Here is a 14,316-nt window from a genome sequence, read left to right on the forward strand (position 1 = left end):
GAGCGCGCCCTTGAAATAGTGGTTGACCTTGTCGAACAGCACCGACTTTTGCGCATTGTTGCGCTCCTCGACGGCGCGCAGCAGCTTGGCGTCGAACTTGATGCCCTCGGCGGTCTTGATCAGCGCGCGCACGTCCTTCGGGAAGCACGAGCCGCCATAGCCGAGTCCGGGATAGATGAAGTGGTAGCCGATGCGCGGATCCGAGCCGATGCCCTTGCGGACCTCCTCGATGTCGGCCCCCAGCTGTTCGGCGAGATTGGCCATCTCGTTCATGAAGCTGATCTTGGTCGCCAGCATGCAGTTGGCGGCGTATTTGGTGAATTCGGCGCTGCGCACGTCCATCACGATCATCTTCTCGTGGTTGCGGTTGAACGGCGCATAGAGCTCGCGCATCACCATCTCGGTATCCTCGCTGGAGGTGCCGACGATGATGCGGTCCGGCTTCATGCAATCAGCGACCGCCGAGCCTTCCTTGAGGAATTCGGGATTCGAGGCGACGTCGAAGGCGAGGTCCTCGCGGCCGCGCTTCTTCAGCGTTTCGGCGATCCTGGCCTTCACCTTTTCGCAAGTGCCGACCGGCACGGTCGACTTGCCGACGACAATCTTGGCGCTGTCCATCTCACGGCCGATGGTCTCGGCGACGGACAGCACATATTTCAGATCGGCCGAGCCGTCCTCACCGGGCGGCGTGCCGACCGCGATCATCTGGATCCGGCCATGCCTGACCGCCGCTGCCGCATCCGTGGTGAAGCGGATGCGGCCGGCCGCGTGGTTTTCCTTGACGAGGCTTTCGAGGCCCGGTTCGAAAATCGGGATCAAGCCCTGGTTGAGCCGCTCCACCTTCTTCTCGTCGATATCGACGCACACCACTTCATGGCCGACCTCGGCCAGCACAGCCGCCTGGACGAGACCGACATAGCCAATCCCAAACACCGTCAAATTCATTTGGTTCTATTCCTGTCAAAGGCCGGGCCACAAAGCGGCCCGGCTGGTTCAGATGTTCCCAAGCCCAACGGCCTGGCTGGTTCGCATGATCTTACCCGAAAACCGGTTCCACTTTTGGGGATCATGATTGGTTATTTCCGCATGATCCCCGAAACCGGGTGCCACTTTCGGGGATCATGCTCAGTTGCTGTTACTTATGCTGCATGCCAGCGATTCCGGAAACTGGCATGGCTGGCCCAAAGCGGTGAACGCGACGCGCTTGACCTGCATGGTGACCTTGCTGCCCGGGTCGACGAAGGCGCCCATCCAATTGGTCAGCTTGTCGCTGCCCCAGAGGCTGAAGAAGATTTTCTGCGAGTGGGTAGGCAGCTCGTCCGGGTTGGTCACCTCATGGACAAGCTTGCCGTTGACGTACCAGCGCAGCCTGTCCTTCTCCCAGACGAAGCCGTAGTCGTTGAAGTCCTTGTCGGCGCCGCCCGCGACGTCGACCAGCTTGGCGTTCTTCGGCTTGCCCTGGATGTAGCTGTTGACCTGCACTTTCGACGGGTCCTTGGTGAGGACCTCGAAGTCGATCTCGTCCCAGGGCTGTTTGTCCTGCGGGCCGATATAGGAGAAGAAGGCGGCGTTGAGCCCGGAGCCGGTGCCGGTCTTCATCCGCGCCTCGTAGACGCCGTAGCCGTAGCGCTGCTTGGTCTGGATCTCGGCGCAGGCGAACTCGCGGTCCTTCAGCTTGCGCTTTTCGAAGCTCAGCGACAGCACGCCATCGGAAAGCCGCACGAGATCCTTCGACCAGGTGCAGTTCTGATGGGCGCCATTGGTCCAGCCGTCCGAGACGAACCAGCGGGACTGACTGAAATTGGAGAAATTGTCGACGAAGGACGGCGCGCTTTTCAGCTCTGGTTGGGTCCCTTGCGCATGCGCGGGATGCAGGGTCGCCACGACTGCAAACAGGACGCTGGCCGCGCCGAACCGCAGGCCGGCTAATCCACTCCCCGGCGCATGCGACATCTCGCAAGCCGCCACGGTGGAGGGGTTGTTGGGATCTGCATTCATAACAAACTCACCTTGTGTTGTTCCGCCCCAACCCAAAGTCATTCTTGGCTCGAGCGAGCGAGCCGCCTCTGATCCTGCGCCCTTTTGAACTCCTCTAGTGCCTCGTACCGATGACGGCGCTTGCGGCCGCCGTCAGCCTCTTGCCGCGGACTGCGAAGCAGACCGATCGGCGCCATCCTCGACAATCGCGTCGAGCGAACGGCGCAGTTCCTTCACCAGGCCTTTCTGGCGAGCGAGCTCCGCAATGCGCCGCTCGCAGTTCAGGATCGAGTTGGTCATCGCGCTGACATCCGATCCCTTGCTCGCCGATGCCGAACCATTCTCCATCGCCTCGACCAGGAAGGCCGCGTTGGCTGCCGTCGATCTGTAGCGATTCTCCAAACCCGTTTTCTCCGTCTCGATCTCGGCCGCGATCTGATCGAACAGCTTCGCAAGCCGGTCGAAACGCTGGAGATCGGTCTGCCGGTCGCGAGCCGGATCCCGGGATCTGAAGCCAAAAATCGAAGCCATCTTGCCGGCCTTTCGAAATTGCTGCATTGCAGCATAGACTGCCACCCCCGCGGCGACTAGGCAACATCATAGTTTTGCGAATGCGGATTTTTTGAGGGCTGCGGCTTCCGGGGCGATACGGAATCACTCGTTTGCGGCGCTGCTTGCCGCCATCAGGAAGCGCATCGGCGGAACTTGCTGCCTTGGAGCAATGCCGGTGCGGCGGAACAGCGCGTCGAGCTTGTCGGTGGCGACGCCGCGAACGATCGGGAACAGATTCGACTGGCTGGCGAAGGCGTAAGCCGCGGCCGACGCCAGGCCACGCTCGGCTTTCACGTCGAGGAAGTTGCGCAGCCGGTATTTGTCGCGGACATGACGCTCATGGCGCCGCAACGCCGCTTTCGAGCGCTCGGGAAGATTGTCGATCTGAAGCAATGCCAGATCGGCATCGGCAAGGCGCTTCAGATCCTGCGTCCTGTGGCGGCCGCTCAGCGAATCGGCGCGCACGATCGCGCCATAGCCGCAGGACTTGATAATCTTGAAGCGCGCCCCGCGGGCGACTGCGCGCGCATAGAGCTCGTAGTCTTCGCCAAGACGCAGGTTTTCATCGTAAGTCAGCCCGTGCCGTTCGAGGAAGGCCCGGCTGATCACCGGCTTGAGGAAGCCGAGCTCGCCACGCAGGACGCGGCGCCGCGAGATGTTGCCGTCGATGAAGCGCTCGAAATCGAGGAATTCCGGGTCGGCGGCGAAAGGCGGCGCGGCGACCCTGGCGAGGTCGGGCGCGGCGTCGTCGCGGATCAGCATGATGTTGTCGGCGGCGAAATCCCAGTCGGCGGCGGCGAAAAGCCGGCGAAAGCGGCCTTCGAGGAAGAAATCGTCGGCGTCGAGGATGCTGATGAAGGGCGATCTGGAGGCCTGGATGGCGATGTTGCGCGCGGAGGAAGGACCGCGATTGACGTCGAGGCGGATGACGGCAAGCCGGCCGCTGCCGTCGTCGGCGGCCAAGGCCACATCGCGGGTGTTGTCGGTGGAAGCGTCGTCGACCACGACGACTTCGGCGACTTCCGTCTCGCGCAGCGCCGAGGCGATGGCGACGGGAATCGTCCGCGCCGCGTTGCGCGCGGCGATGATGACGCAAACCGCCGGGCTCGTCACTGGCGTCGTCAGGGGCATGGGTTCACCTTTCGCTTGCATGGGTGGCTGTCCCGCCCGTGATCTTGATCGTGCCGCCCGGCGCCCGCGCGACGGCGGCCGGCCGCTCGAAGATGCGCCGGCTGAGGTCGGCGGAGGCGGCCCAGCCGGCCTCCGCCAGATAACGGACGGGCTCGTGGCCGCACAGTTCCCACAGCACATGGCGGCGCTGCGGCCAGCGCAGCGAGGCAAGCCAGGGCGCGATCACCATGTGGAAGAGGTCGGCATTGCCGATGCGCGCCAGGATGCGAGCGGCGCGATCCGACAGCAGCGTGCAGCTGGCGCCAAGCAGCACGTCGGCGGCGCGCAGCCCGAGAAGCAGCGTGTCCGCAAGGCCCTGCTCGGCGGCGTGATCGAGCACCATCTGCTGCTCGGCCTCACTCAGCCGGCTGGCGCTGGCCCGGACATCGCAGACATAGCCGGCGCAAGGCTCGCGGTTGAAAAAGGCCTTGGCGACGCTGATCGACGACAAAAGCAAGGTGTCGGCCGCCGAGATGATCGGCATGGCCGCGCCGGCCACTTCGACCTCGCGCTTGCGGCGCAGGAAGCCGTCTATGTCGCGCGGGCTCGGCGAACCCGGCTGCTGCAGCCGATGATGGAGGTCGACCGTCGACGCTCTCGCGCCGTCCTCGCGGACCATGTGCTGCTCGCCGAGGAAGCGCACCCACCAGACCGAGCGCGACTTGCCGGCAACCTCATAGCCGATGGTCCGCAACGCCGCGCGCGCCTCGGCGAAGCTCGCCGGCGAAACCAGTATGTCGACATCGCCGGAAGGCTTCATGAAGTGATCGCCATAGAGCCTGTGTTGCTGGAGCGGTCCCTTGAGGAAGACGAAATCGATCCGCCTGTCGCGAAGCACGCGATCGATGGCCACCGAATCGCCGATGCAGGCGGCGTTCATCGACATGGTGCGCCGCCGATAGCCGTCGAGCCAGCCGGGCAAACCGGGAGGCGCCGCGCCGGCAGGAGCACGCGCGAGCGCCTTGAGCATGAACACGCCGACCTTGTTCAGCCTTGCGATGTCGGCGACATGAGCCGCCGAGATTGCCGGCGCAGGCATATCCGCCTGAGCGTCGGCGGCGTCGACGCCGGGGGCGAAAAACAGCCTCAGGCAGGCCTGCACAAAGGCGACTTCGTCGGCACAGCCAGCGGCGCGCAGCCTTTCATACGAGCCATCCTGCATCGCCATGCCCGATGTCGCTCTCCGCAAAAAAGCCGCCCGCGCGATCTATACCGCACTTGCGAAGAAAACCACCGGAAAAATTAGCACCACCGTCCAAGAGGCGGCTAAAGCAGGTTCAACTCCACAACCCAAGCGTTTAAAATCGCACACACTTAATCACTTTTGAAGACAAGCCTCCGGGACGATGCTGCGTGCCGAAAAGCGATGGCTTTTTGCAGCAATCCCTTCACGTCCGCGGGACGGATTTATCGCTCAAAAAATTGCTATAAATAAATCAATTACTTATATGATCGGCGAGAACGCGCGGTTGAATTCCCGGGCAGTCAAGGACTACGATGACAATGTTCGCGGCTTCATCACCAAGGAAGGCAGGCGCAACCGAGAATTGATTAATGCTTGGTAAATCACGCTTGACTCATGAATGTTGCCATGCAGCAATCGCATCGCAGCATAGCTATATGCTGGCGGCATTCTGCGGCCGCTTCCAGTCCTTAATTGGAGAGTAAAATGGAACAGAATGTTGAGAAGCATGAGTACGAGCCCCCCAGCTTGACGGTTCATGGTTCGATTGAAACCATCACGCAGGGTGGCGCTGGCTCGACGGCGCTCGACGTGAGCTTTCCCGCACACACGCCGGTCGGCGAGCTGACTTTCTCGTAAGCTTGCAGGCTACCCGGGAGTCTAAGTTGGGGCTCCGGATACTACCAACAGGCGAGCCGGGGGGGCCTTGTCCCCCGGCTTCCTCCCCAGGATCGCAGGCAACCGATCCCGGCCAAGGTCCAAGGGCGCGGCGGGCCAGCAACGAGGTTTTAGCATGCACTGGAACCCTTCGGACCATGACCGCGTGGTCGCGACCGGCGAGGCGGTGGCTTGTGAATTCGGCGCCGGATTGGCGCTGCTCCACCTCAAATCCAATGTCTATTACAGCCTGAACAGCGTCGGCGCTTTCATTTGGGAGCAGATCCAGGAGCCGCGATCGGTCCTCGATATCCGCGGCGCCGTGCTTGCGCGCTACAATGTCGATGCCGATCGCTGCAAGGCCGATGTCGAAGGCTTGCTGAAGGGGCTGACCGAAGCAGGGCTTGCGAGGCTCCACAGTGAGGAACTGGTCTAAAGCATGCCTCCCGAAAGCGGGGACCGGTTTCGGGATAAAGACATGCGTCAAATCAAAGACCTAAAGCGCATGGAGCGAATCCGAAGGATCGCGACGCGCTTTAGGATCCGGTCGCTGAGCGGCCGGGAGATGCTGTTTCTGGCGCGCTGCCTGGCGGTGGTGAGCGGCGTGCGGCTCGCGCTGACGCTTTCCTCCTACAACCACGTCCGCGGCCTGGTCACGCGGCTTGATGCGAGGCGCGACGCCGGCATCGCCGACCTGCGGCGCGTCGCCTGGGGCGTTGCCGCCGCCGCGCGGCTGGTGCCGGGCGCCAGTTGCCTCACCCAGGCGCTGGCCGGGCAATATCTGCTTGCTTGCCAGGGCAACGCCTCGAAGATCAGCATCGGCATCGAAAGGGGGACAGGCAGCGAACTCAGGGCGCATGCCTGGTTGATGAGCGGCAATCACATCGTGCTTGGCGGCTCGATCAACGGATTTACCCACCTTGTCGACCATGGGTCGTGACCGATGAGCGGCGTGGCCGGCATCCTGCATATCGGCAACGGCAGGCCCGCCGCGGCCAGCGACATCCAGCAGATGCTTTCGCGCATGCGCCATCGTGCCCGCGACGGCAGCTCATGGCGGACGGAGGGCAGCGTGGCGCTCGGCCACGCCTGGCTCGACACGACCAGCGAGGACGGGCCCGGTCCCCTGGCGATGGCCGGCGGCAAACTCGCCATCACCGCCGATTGCCGGCTGGACAATCGCGACGAGCTTTTGGCGCGGCTGGGCCTGCGCGACCGGTCGATTGCCGACGCGATGCTCATCATGCGCGCTTACCTGAAATGGGGCGAGGCCTGTCCGACCTACCTGCAAGGCGACTTCGCCTTCGCGATATGGGACCGCGATCGTCAGGCCCTGTTTTGCGCGCGCGACCATTTCGGCGTCAAACCCTTCTACTATCATTCGACCGCAAGGCGCTTTGCTTTCGCCTCGGAGATCGGGCCGATCCTGGCGCTGGACGGCGTCGGCAGGCGCCTCAGCGAGCACCAGATTTCCGGTTTTCTCGCCGGCCTGCCGGACGATCCGAAGGCCACGCCCTACGCCGAAATCTTCCGCTTGCCGGCGCGACACAGCATGATGGTGGCGGGCCACGGGATTGCGCTGCGGCGCTACTGGCAGATCGAGCCGTCACAGCGGCCGCCACGCGCTGACGCGGCCGAAGAATTCAGGCATCTCTTCGCGCAGTCGGTGGAGAACCGGATGCGTGGCACGTCGGCTGTCGGCGCCATGCTGAGCGGCGGCCTCGATTCATCCTCGATCACATGCCTTGCAAGCCTCAGGGCAGCGGCGACAGGCAACCCGAAGCTCAAGACCTTCTCGCTGGTGTTCGACAAGGGCTCCTCCATGGACGAGAAGCCGTTCATCGATGCGGTGCTCGACGGCAATCCGCTCGACGCCACGCTGATTGCCGTCGGCAACTACGCACCCTTCGCCGAGTTCGAGCGCATCCTGGAGGAGCAGGAAGGCACGTTCCTGGCGCCCGGCCTGTCCTTGACGCGCGACCTTTACCGGACGGCGGGCGCAAAGGGCGTCAAGGTGCTGCTCGACGGACACGGCGGCGACGAGGTCGTCTCGCAGGGCCACGGACACCTTCACGAGCTCGCCAATGCCGGCAGATGGCTGGAGCTTTGGCGCGAGTTGCGCAGCGCGGCCAACACCTATGGCGACGGCATGCTTCCGCTCTATTTCAAGTTCCTGACCATCTATGGGCCGGCCTGGCGAATCGCCAGGATGAGGGCAGCGGCCAAACGCCTTGTCCGCAAGGTGCGGCGCGGGCCGGCGCAGGCGCCACGCGCCGCCTGGGCGGGTCTGGTCAATCCGGGTCTTGCCGGGCGCACCGATCTTACCGAGCGCTTTCATCGCAGCGGCTACATGCCCGCCGCCGTCAGCGCCAGCGAAGCGCTGACGCATCGCTGGCTTCTGTCGACCGGGCTGGTGCCGCACGCTTTCGAAGTGCTCGACAAGGCCGCCGCCAATTTCGGCGTCGAGCCGCGCTATCCGTTCTGGGACAAGCCGCTCGTCGAATTCTGCCTGGCGCTGCCCGGCGAGGAAAAGCTCAAGGACGGTTTTGGCCGCCATGTGCTGCGCCGGGCCATGCAAGGCGTTCTGCCGCCGGCCGTGCAATGGCGGCGCGACAAGATCGATTTCACCACCAACCTGGTCAATGGCATGCTCGGCAATCACCGCGAGCTTCTGGACAGGCTGCTTATATCGGACAGCGAGCGGATCGCACCCTATGTGAACCTGCCTGCAGTGGCCGCGGTCTATGACCGGATGCTGCGCCAGCCCGAGCAGGCGACCCTGCCGGACGTCCAGCATGTCTGGCGCGCGGTTTCGCTGTCGCTGTGGCTGCGGCAAGTTGAGGGAAACCCCGCATGAACCTTCCGATCGCTTCCCTTGCGCGATCCGAGCCGCAAACGGCGGCGGCGAGCGGACGTGTCCGCCGTTTCTACAAGGCCTACGGGCTGGTGATCGGCTCCGAAGTGGCCTTGCCTGAGCTGGAGCCGACGCGCCCGGCGACACCGGATCTGGAGATCGCGGTGGGGCGGGTCGATTTTCCCGGCGCGGCGTCCCAGCGTGCCACCGCCTTCCGTTTTGAGCCGACGCGCCAGTATCTTTCCTGGCAGGCGGTCGGCACGTTCTTGATCAGCGGCGTCAACCGCATCGATGTCGATCCGGCACCAGGGGTCGACGATCCGCTGCTCGCCTTTCCGCTGCTCGGGCCGGTGATGGCGCTCGCCCTGCATCAGCGCGGGCTGCTCGTCCTGCATGCCAGCGCCATTGAAGTCGACGGCAAAAGCGTGATCTTCATGGGCGACAAGGGCGCCGGCAAATCGACCACGGCAGGCGCGATGATCCGCGCCGGCCATCGACTGCTCACCGACGATGTCGTGGCGCTGGATTTGTCCGACCCGGACCGGCCGATGATCCTGCCCGGATTCCCGCAGCTCAAGCTTGCGGCGGACGCGGCCGGCGCCATTCGCCTCGAGCAGGCGGAGGTGCGCCCGCAGGTGCATCCGCAGATCGACAAGGCGCAGCATCGGCTGCGTGACGGATTTGCGGCCGAAGCGGTGCCGGTGTCGCGCATCTATGTGCTCGAGCGGGGCGTGCGGGCGGCTAACTCCCCCCTGTCCGGCGCAGCCGCGCTGCCGGCGATCATCAAATTCTCCTATATCACGCGGTTCGGCCGGCAGGCGCTGCCGGGCGATTTCGCCGCCCTGCATCTGCGCCAGTGCGCGCAGATCGCCGGGCGGGTCGGCGTCAGCCGGCTGGAAGTGCCGGCCGGACTCGACCGGATCGACGAAGCGGTCGCCGCGATCGATACCGACCTGGCGTCCGGGACAAGGTGAGCCGGGACATGAGCTGGCCCTCGAAGCTTCGCCTGTCGCTGTTGCGGGACATCACCGGCTTCGGCGCCATGATGGCGCATGTCGGCGGGCGACGCACCGCGACGGCGCTGACCTTCCTGATCCTGGGCAGCCTCACCGAAGGCATCTCGATCCTGCTGCTCGTCCCGCTGCTGCGCCTAATCGGCAGGGCCGAACAGGATTACGCAGTTCCACTGCCGGAAGCCTTGCATTGGCTGGTGCCCGGCGGAACGCTGTCGCTGGCGACGGTGCTGTGCCTGCTTGTCGCGCTGGTGGCGCTGCAGGCGATTTTCAACCGCTTCAAGTCGGTCTACATGGCGCGGCTGCTCTACGATTTCGTCAACCGCGTGCGCATGAACCTGTTCGAGAGCATCGGCCGGGCGCGCTGGGGTGTTTTCACCCGCATCCGCAGCTCCGATCTCGACCACGCGCTGAACGGCGACGTCGACCGGGTGCAGGTGGCTGCCTTCTCGCTGCTGATGCTCACCCAGGCGACATTGCTTCTCACCGGCTATCTCGTGGTCTCACTGTTCATCTCGCCGGTGATGACGTCCTTCGCCATCCTCATCGGCCTGATTCTGCTGGTTGCGCTGCAGCCGTTCCGGGCACGCGCCAGCGCCTATGGCCGCACGCTGACCGGCAACCGCCAGGACCAGTATCGCACGGTCTCCGAGTTCCTCGGCGGCATCAAGGTCGCCAAGAGCCTCAATGTCGAGGCGAGCTATTTCGCCGAGCTCGGCGCGACGCTGGACAGGATGAAGGCCGACAACATAGCCTTCGTGCGCAACTCTTCGCTCGGCACCGCCCTGTTCCAGATGGCGAGCGTGATCGGGCTCAGCCTCTTCATCTACACCGCGCTGGTCCGCTTCCACCTTTCGCTTGCCGAGATCGTCGTGCTGCTCCTGGTCTTCATGCGGGTGGCGCCGCGCTTCATGGACATGCAGCTTCAAACCCAGCAGGTGCTGATCAACCTGCCGGCCTACGCTTCGATGCAAGCCCTTCAGGCCCGCTTCGACGCCGAGCGCGAACCGACCCAAGGCATGGCCGAACGAGGCGCGAGACTGTCGCTCGAGACCGGCCTCAACATCCGCGAGGCATCGTTCGCCTATGGCGAGGGTGACGCAAGACCGGTGGTCAGCGATATCACCTTCGACCTGCCCGCCGGCAAGGTGACGGCGCTGATCGGCCCTTCCGGCTCCGGCAAGAGCACGATCGCCGACATGCTCCTCGGTCTGCTCGAACCCACCAGCGGCCGGATCCTGGCCGACGGCGTGGAAATCACCGCGCAGAATCGCAGGGCGTGGCGCGATCAGGTTGCCTATGTACCGCAGGATGTGTTCCTGCTGCATGACACGATCGCCGCCAATCTTCGTCTTGCCGCGCCTGGGGTCAGCGACGAGGAGCTATGGGCGGCCCTGCGCAACGCCCATGCGGCCGATTTCGTGGAACGGCTGGCATCGCGGCTCGATACGGTGGTGGGCGACCGCGGTGTCCGGCTCTCCGGCGGCGAGCGGCAGCGCATCGCCTTGGCGCGGGCGCTGCTGCGCAAGCCGTCGCTGCTCATCCTCGACGAGGCGACGAGCGCGCTCGACTGGCAGAACCAGTCGCTGATCGCGCAATCGATCGAGGCTTTGCGCGGCCGCATGACAATTTTGACCATCGCGCATCGGCCGTCGATGATCGCCTTCGCCGACTGGGTCGTGGCCATCGAGAACGGGCGCATCGTCGAGGTCGGACAATACCGGCGGCTGAAGGCAAAAGCCGGCAGCCGGCTGGCCAGGATGCTGTCGGGCGAGCAGGCCGAGCGCGACAGCGCGCCCCCGGCCGAGGCCGGATTGGTCCCGGCGCCGGTCGAACGGTCAGTGGAGGCTGCGTCTGGCGCTTAGCTTTTCGCCGTCGGCGACCTTGTTCAGGATTGCCCCGCGGTCGGCTTCGCGGATCTTGTCGGCCGAAGTCGGCGTTGCCCTGCCGATCATGGCAAAGACCAGAAGGAAATAGCCTGCCTGGATGATCACGGCGCAAACGATGGCACGCAAGAGGATGGTGCCCGCCGACGCGCCGTCGAAATAAGACCAGCCGATGACGATCGCCAGCGCGAACATCATGCCTATGATGAATTTTGGCAGAGACATGTTCGCCGGCCTCTCAACCGAGACGAGCATGCAGAAGCTGCGACTTACCCACCCGCGTAACTCCCCGTTGCGCCAAAGAGCTCTTTCTGGCTGCCCAATCCGGCCGGTTGCTTCCGGCCTTCCTTACCCATGCAGACTATGACAGGAACAATTTGCGACTCTATTAAGGCGGGCTGATCGGAGCAAGGCCCGGCAGGTATGGTTTCCAATGATTTTACGAGATCGACTCTGCCATGCTGCGTCGCACACTGCGGCTTGAGCGGCTATTCAATGCCGCTTTTCTCGGCTCAGTCAAACCCGCGACTTTGAATAGTATTTTACCTGAATAACTTACCGTTGCGAGTGCTTCCGGTGCCATGCAACCGCGTTTCGTCTGCAGCAAAGAACGAACTGTCCAAAAAAGGCCTGAAAGGCGGACTACATTTTCCTGGTTTTCTGTCACCTTGTCATAAACGCGCCACAAAGGTGAAAATTTGGGCAGGGAAGGTTTATTATTTGGTCAATTCATGACGTGAACATTTCAGCGCGATGGGAAATTGTGTGTTGCGCTGCAGCATTTTTTTGATATCTTGCCGTAAACCATCCGTTCAACGTATGGAGCTTCTGCATGAGGGATGTCGCCAAGTCGGCTAATGCGGGTTTTGCGCAGGTCGGCGTTGATTTTCCACCCCCCATCGGCGGTCTGCTCAAACGCAGCTTCGATATCGTCGGTTCCCTGTCAGGGCTGGTTCTGCTCAGCCCGCTTTTCCTGATGGTCGCCTTGCTGGTCAAGCTTTCGGACAACGGTCCGATCTTTTACGGCCACAAGCGAATCGGCCGTGGCGGCAGGATTTTCTCCTGCCTCAAATTCCGCACCATGGTGCCGGACGGCGAGCGCGTGCTTGCCGCCTATCTGGCGGCCAATCCGGAGGCCAACGCCGAATGGATCGCGACGCGCAAGCTGAAGAACGATCCGCGCGTCACCCGCGTCGGCGCGGTGCTTCGCAAGCTCAGCCTCGACGAGCTGCCGCAGATCCTCAACATCCTGCAGGGTGACATGAGCCTTGTCGGCCCGCGCCCGGTCGTGCGCGACGAGCTGGAAATCTATGGCAGCGCCGCCGTCTATTACCTGAAGTCACGTCCGGGTCTCACCGGGCTGTGGCAGGTGAGCGGCCGCAACGACGTATCCTATGACACGCGGGTCGCCTTCGATCGCCATTATGTCGAGAACTGGTCATTGTTCGAGGACATTCGCATCATCTTCAAGACAGTTCCTGCCGTGTGGATGTCGCGCGGCAGCTATTGACCGGAACTATCGACCAACAGGCCTGCCCCGCGGCAACCGGGGTAGGCATCCGGCAGTGATCTCATTCGGGCGGATGGGGCCAAAGCGGATCGGAAACGTTCATTTGACAAAAGACCTCTTCGGACTGTCTTTCGCCTGCAGTCTCATATCTCGGACACCAGCCCGCGTCGCGGGCTTCTTGCTTGCGGCGTCACTGGCCATGCCGCAATTCGCCGCCGCCGGCGACTATCAGCTCGGCCCGCAGGACAAGCTCAACATCCGCGTCGCCGAATGGCAGACGGTCGACGGCACGTTCCGCGACTGGTCGGCCGTCAACGGCGAATATTCGGTCGGTCCGGGCGGGACGCTCTCGGTGCCGTTCGTCGGCGACATGCAGGCCGCCGGCAAGACGACGGCCGAGATCGCCTCGGCGATCGGGCTCGCGCTGCAGCGTAAGCTAGCGCTGCCCGACAAGCCGGAAGCCTCGGTCGAGATGGCGCAGTTCCGGCCGTTCTACATTTCGGGTGAAGTCCAGAATCCCGGCCAGTTTCCCTTCGTGCCCGATCTGACGGTGCTCAAGGCAATCAGCATCGCCGGCGGCATTCGGCGCAATGCCGACAACGGCCCGCAGATCGAAAAGGATCTGATCACCGCCAAGGGCAGCTATGACATCTATGACGACCAGCGCTTGCGGCTGATGGTCAAGCGAGCCCGCATCGACGCCGACCTGGCGGGGAAAACGACTTTCGAGGTGCCCCAGGAAATCCAGGGCGATTCGAGATTACCGACCATCGTCGCCGACGAAACGGCGATCCTGGTTTCCGACCAGAAGTCGCTGAAGCTGAAGCTCGATGCGCTCGACCAGTTGAAGGGTGTTCTGCAGTCGGAAATCGAATCGCTGCAAAAGAAGATCGCCAACCAGCAGAAGCAGGTCGATCTGGCGGAGCAGCAGGCAAACAGCATCGGTCCGCTGGCGCAGAAAGGGCTGATTGCCAATGCGAGATTGCTTTCCTCGCAGCAGACGGTCGCCGACCTGCAAGGCAAGATCCTGGACTACGAGACGGCTATCCTCACCGCCAAGCAGTCGATCAGCAAGGCAGAGCAGGACGCCATCGATGCCCGTAACACGCTGGGTTCGAGCCTCACTGCCGATCGGCAGCAAACGGAGACGAACCTCAACGAGGCGGCCTTGAGGGTCGGCATGCAGAAGGGCCTGATCGCTCAGGCGTCGGATCCAGCAACGACTGCCGCTCTCACCGGCAGTCAAGAACCGCCCCTGCTCTATTCGCTGGTGCGGGTCGCCGACGGCAAGACGAGCGAGATCGAGGCCAAGGAAGACACGCCTGTGCTGCCGGGCGACGTGATCAAGGTGAAGCTGGCGCCGACGACCAGCCAGTAGCGTCGCCGGCCACGGCTTGCACGCAGCGAACCGAGGAACGGAGGCGGGAGGGACACATCAGGCTCGTCCGCGTCACGGCGGGGGGGGGGGGTCTGGTTTGGGACGCTTGAAGGGATAAAATGCAGCCCGCAGCCCC

Annotated in this window: 16 protein-coding genes; 10 read left to right on the top strand and 6 right to left on the bottom strand. The window is 63.6% G+C overall.

What is annotated here, in order from left to right; all coding sequences use genetic code 11:
- The 5 genes from EOA24_RS10200 to EOA24_RS10220 form a co-directional block, all read right to left on the bottom strand.
- On the bottom strand, positions 1-945 hold a 945-nt coding region (locus tag EOA24_RS10200; protein ID WP_133374488.1), incomplete at its 3' end, for a UDP-glucose/GDP-mannose dehydrogenase family protein.
- Positions 946-1,125: 180 nt separating this feature from the next.
- Positions 1,126-1,953 carry a family 16 glycosylhydrolase gene (locus EOA24_RS10205; protein ID WP_145970653.1) on the bottom strand — a complete coding sequence of 276 codons (828 nt, stop codon included), beginning with the start codon at positions 1,951-1,953 and terminating at the stop codon, positions 1,126-1,128.
- A 177-nt stretch (positions 1,954-2,130) separates the two neighbouring features.
- Entirely contained in the window at positions 2,131-2,508 is a 378-nt protein-coding gene (locus EOA24_RS10210) for a hypothetical protein (RefSeq protein ID WP_095817674.1), read from the bottom strand.
- Positions 2,509-2,631: 123 nt separating this feature from the next.
- Positions 2,632-3,660, bottom strand: a complete 1,029-nt coding sequence (locus EOA24_RS10215) for a glycosyltransferase family 2 protein (RefSeq protein ID WP_126079796.1) — start codon at positions 3,658-3,660, stop codon at positions 2,632-2,634.
- A gap of 4 nt (positions 3,661-3,664) precedes the next feature.
- A complete protein-coding gene (locus tag EOA24_RS10220) occupies positions 3,665-4,867 on the bottom strand; it encodes a nucleotidyltransferase family protein (RefSeq protein WP_127249360.1) in 1,203 nt (400 codons plus the stop codon).
- Here EOA24_RS10220 and EOA24_RS41535 point away from each other — a divergent pair.
- The 8 genes from EOA24_RS41535 (at position 4,866) to EOA24_RS10255 (ending at position 11,271) form a co-directional block, all read left to right on the top strand.
- Entirely contained in the window at positions 4,866-5,027 is a 162-nt protein-coding gene (locus EOA24_RS41535; protein WP_189342639.1) for a hypothetical protein, read from the top strand. The genes EOA24_RS10220 and EOA24_RS41535 overlap by 2 nt on opposite strands.
- Positions 5,028-5,045: 18 nt before the next feature.
- Positions 5,046-5,264 carry a hypothetical protein gene (locus tag EOA24_RS10225; RefSeq protein WP_127257672.1) on the top strand — a complete coding sequence of 73 codons (219 nt, stop codon included), beginning with the start codon at positions 5,046-5,048 and terminating at the stop codon, positions 5,262-5,264.
- Positions 5,265-5,368: 104 nt separating this feature from the next.
- Positions 5,369-5,521: a lasso RiPP family leader peptide-containing protein gene (locus tag EOA24_RS10230; RefSeq protein WP_127249359.1), complete on the top strand. Its 153-nt coding sequence runs from the start codon at positions 5,369-5,371 to the stop codon at positions 5,519-5,521.
- 154 nt (positions 5,522-5,675) lie between these two features.
- Positions 5,676-5,975: a PqqD family protein gene (locus EOA24_RS10235; RefSeq protein ID WP_127257674.1), complete on the top strand. Its 300-nt coding sequence runs from the start codon at positions 5,676-5,678 to the stop codon at positions 5,973-5,975.
- A 42-nt stretch (positions 5,976-6,017) separates the two neighbouring features.
- Positions 6,018-6,479: a lasso peptide biosynthesis B2 protein gene (locus tag EOA24_RS10240; protein WP_245463147.1), complete on the top strand. Its 462-nt coding sequence runs from the start codon at positions 6,018-6,020 to the stop codon at positions 6,477-6,479.
- A 3-nt stretch (positions 6,480-6,482) separates the two neighbouring features.
- Positions 6,483-8,396: a lasso peptide isopeptide bond-forming cyclase gene (locus tag EOA24_RS10245; protein WP_127409779.1), complete on the top strand. Its 1,914-nt coding sequence runs from the start codon at positions 6,483-6,485 to the stop codon at positions 8,394-8,396.
- Positions 8,393-9,367, top strand: coding sequence for a serine kinase (locus EOA24_RS10250; RefSeq protein WP_127409780.1), 975 nt, complete (start codon positions 8,393-8,395; stop codon positions 9,365-9,367). The genes EOA24_RS10245 and EOA24_RS10250 overlap by 4 nt, the downstream gene beginning before the upstream one ends.
- Positions 9,368-9,375: 8 nt before the next feature.
- Complete coding sequence (locus EOA24_RS10255; RefSeq protein WP_127249355.1) at positions 9,376-11,271, top strand: ABC transporter ATP-binding protein; 1,896 nt, start codon at positions 9,376-9,378, stop codon at positions 11,269-11,271.
- Here the strand turns inward: EOA24_RS10255 and EOA24_RS10260 are convergent.
- Complete coding sequence (locus EOA24_RS10260; RefSeq protein ID WP_126079803.1) at positions 11,245-11,517, bottom strand: exopolysaccharide production repressor exox; 273 nt, start codon at positions 11,515-11,517, stop codon at positions 11,245-11,247. The two genes, EOA24_RS10255 and EOA24_RS10260, sit on opposite strands and share 27 nt — an antisense overlap.
- 607 nt (positions 11,518-12,124) lie before the next feature.
- Between EOA24_RS10260 and EOA24_RS10265 the strand changes: the two genes are divergently transcribed.
- Together EOA24_RS10265 and EOA24_RS10270 are read left to right on the top strand one after the other, a co-directional pair.
- A complete protein-coding gene (locus EOA24_RS10265; RefSeq protein ID WP_042645112.1) occupies positions 12,125-12,802 on the top strand; it encodes a sugar transferase in 678 nt (225 codons plus the stop codon).
- Positions 12,803-13,001: 199 nt separating this feature from the next.
- Positions 13,002-14,180, top strand: a complete 1,179-nt coding sequence (locus EOA24_RS10270) for a polysaccharide biosynthesis/export family protein (protein ID WP_245491102.1) — start codon at positions 13,002-13,004, stop codon at positions 14,178-14,180.
- Positions 14,181-14,316: the final 136 nt, after the last annotated feature.

It is taken from the genome of Mesorhizobium sp. M2A.F.Ca.ET.039.01.1.1, assembly GCF_003998035.1.
In the GTDB taxonomy this organism is placed as follows: Bacteria; Pseudomonadota; Alphaproteobacteria; order Rhizobiales; family Rhizobiaceae; genus Mesorhizobium.

Bases quoted from the DNA above. Each gene is read 5' to 3' on its own strand.
- EOA24_RS10225 (WP_127257672.1), top strand. From the start codon at position 5,046: ATGCTGCGTGCCGAAAAGCGATGGCTTTTTGCAGCAATCCCTTCACGT.
- EOA24_RS10245 (WP_127409779.1), top strand. From the start codon at position 6,483: ATGAGCGGCGTGGCCGGCATCCTGCATATCGGCAACGGCAGGCCCGCC.
- EOA24_RS10215 (WP_126079796.1), bottom strand. From the start codon at position 3,660: ATGCCCCTGACGACGCCAGTGACGAGCCCGGCGGTTTGCGTCATCATC.
- EOA24_RS10255 (WP_127249355.1), top strand. From the start codon at position 9,376: ATGAGCTGGCCCTCGAAGCTTCGCCTGTCGCTGTTGCGGGACATCACC.
- EOA24_RS10220 (WP_127249360.1), bottom strand. From the start codon at position 4,867: ATGGCGATGCAGGATGGCTCGTATGAAAGGCTGCGCGCCGCTGGCTGT.
- EOA24_RS10235 (WP_127257674.1), top strand. From the start codon at position 5,676: ATGCACTGGAACCCTTCGGACCATGACCGCGTGGTCGCGACCGGCGAG.
- EOA24_RS10240 (WP_245463147.1), top strand. From the start codon at position 6,018: ATGCGTCAAATCAAAGACCTAAAGCGCATGGAGCGAATCCGAAGGATC.
- EOA24_RS10205 (WP_145970653.1), bottom strand. From the start codon at position 1,953: ATGTCGCATGCGCCGGGGAGTGGATTAGCCGGCCTGCGGTTCGGCGCG.
- EOA24_RS10230 (WP_127249359.1), top strand. From the start codon at position 5,369: ATGGAACAGAATGTTGAGAAGCATGAGTACGAGCCCCCCAGCTTGACG.
- EOA24_RS41535 (WP_189342639.1), top strand. From the start codon at position 4,866: ATGCCCGATGTCGCTCTCCGCAAAAAAGCCGCCCGCGCGATCTATACC.
- EOA24_RS10270 (WP_245491102.1), top strand. From the start codon at position 13,002: ATGCCGCAATTCGCCGCCGCCGGCGACTATCAGCTCGGCCCGCAGGAC.
- EOA24_RS10260 (WP_126079803.1), bottom strand. From the start codon at position 11,517: ATGTCTCTGCCAAAATTCATCATAGGCATGATGTTCGCGCTGGCGATC.
- EOA24_RS10210 (WP_095817674.1), bottom strand. From the start codon at position 2,508: ATGGCTTCGATTTTTGGCTTCAGATCCCGGGATCCGGCTCGCGACCGG.
- EOA24_RS10250 (WP_127409780.1), top strand. From the start codon at position 8,393: ATGAACCTTCCGATCGCTTCCCTTGCGCGATCCGAGCCGCAAACGGCG.
- EOA24_RS10265 (WP_042645112.1), top strand. From the start codon at position 12,125: ATGAGGGATGTCGCCAAGTCGGCTAATGCGGGTTTTGCGCAGGTCGGC.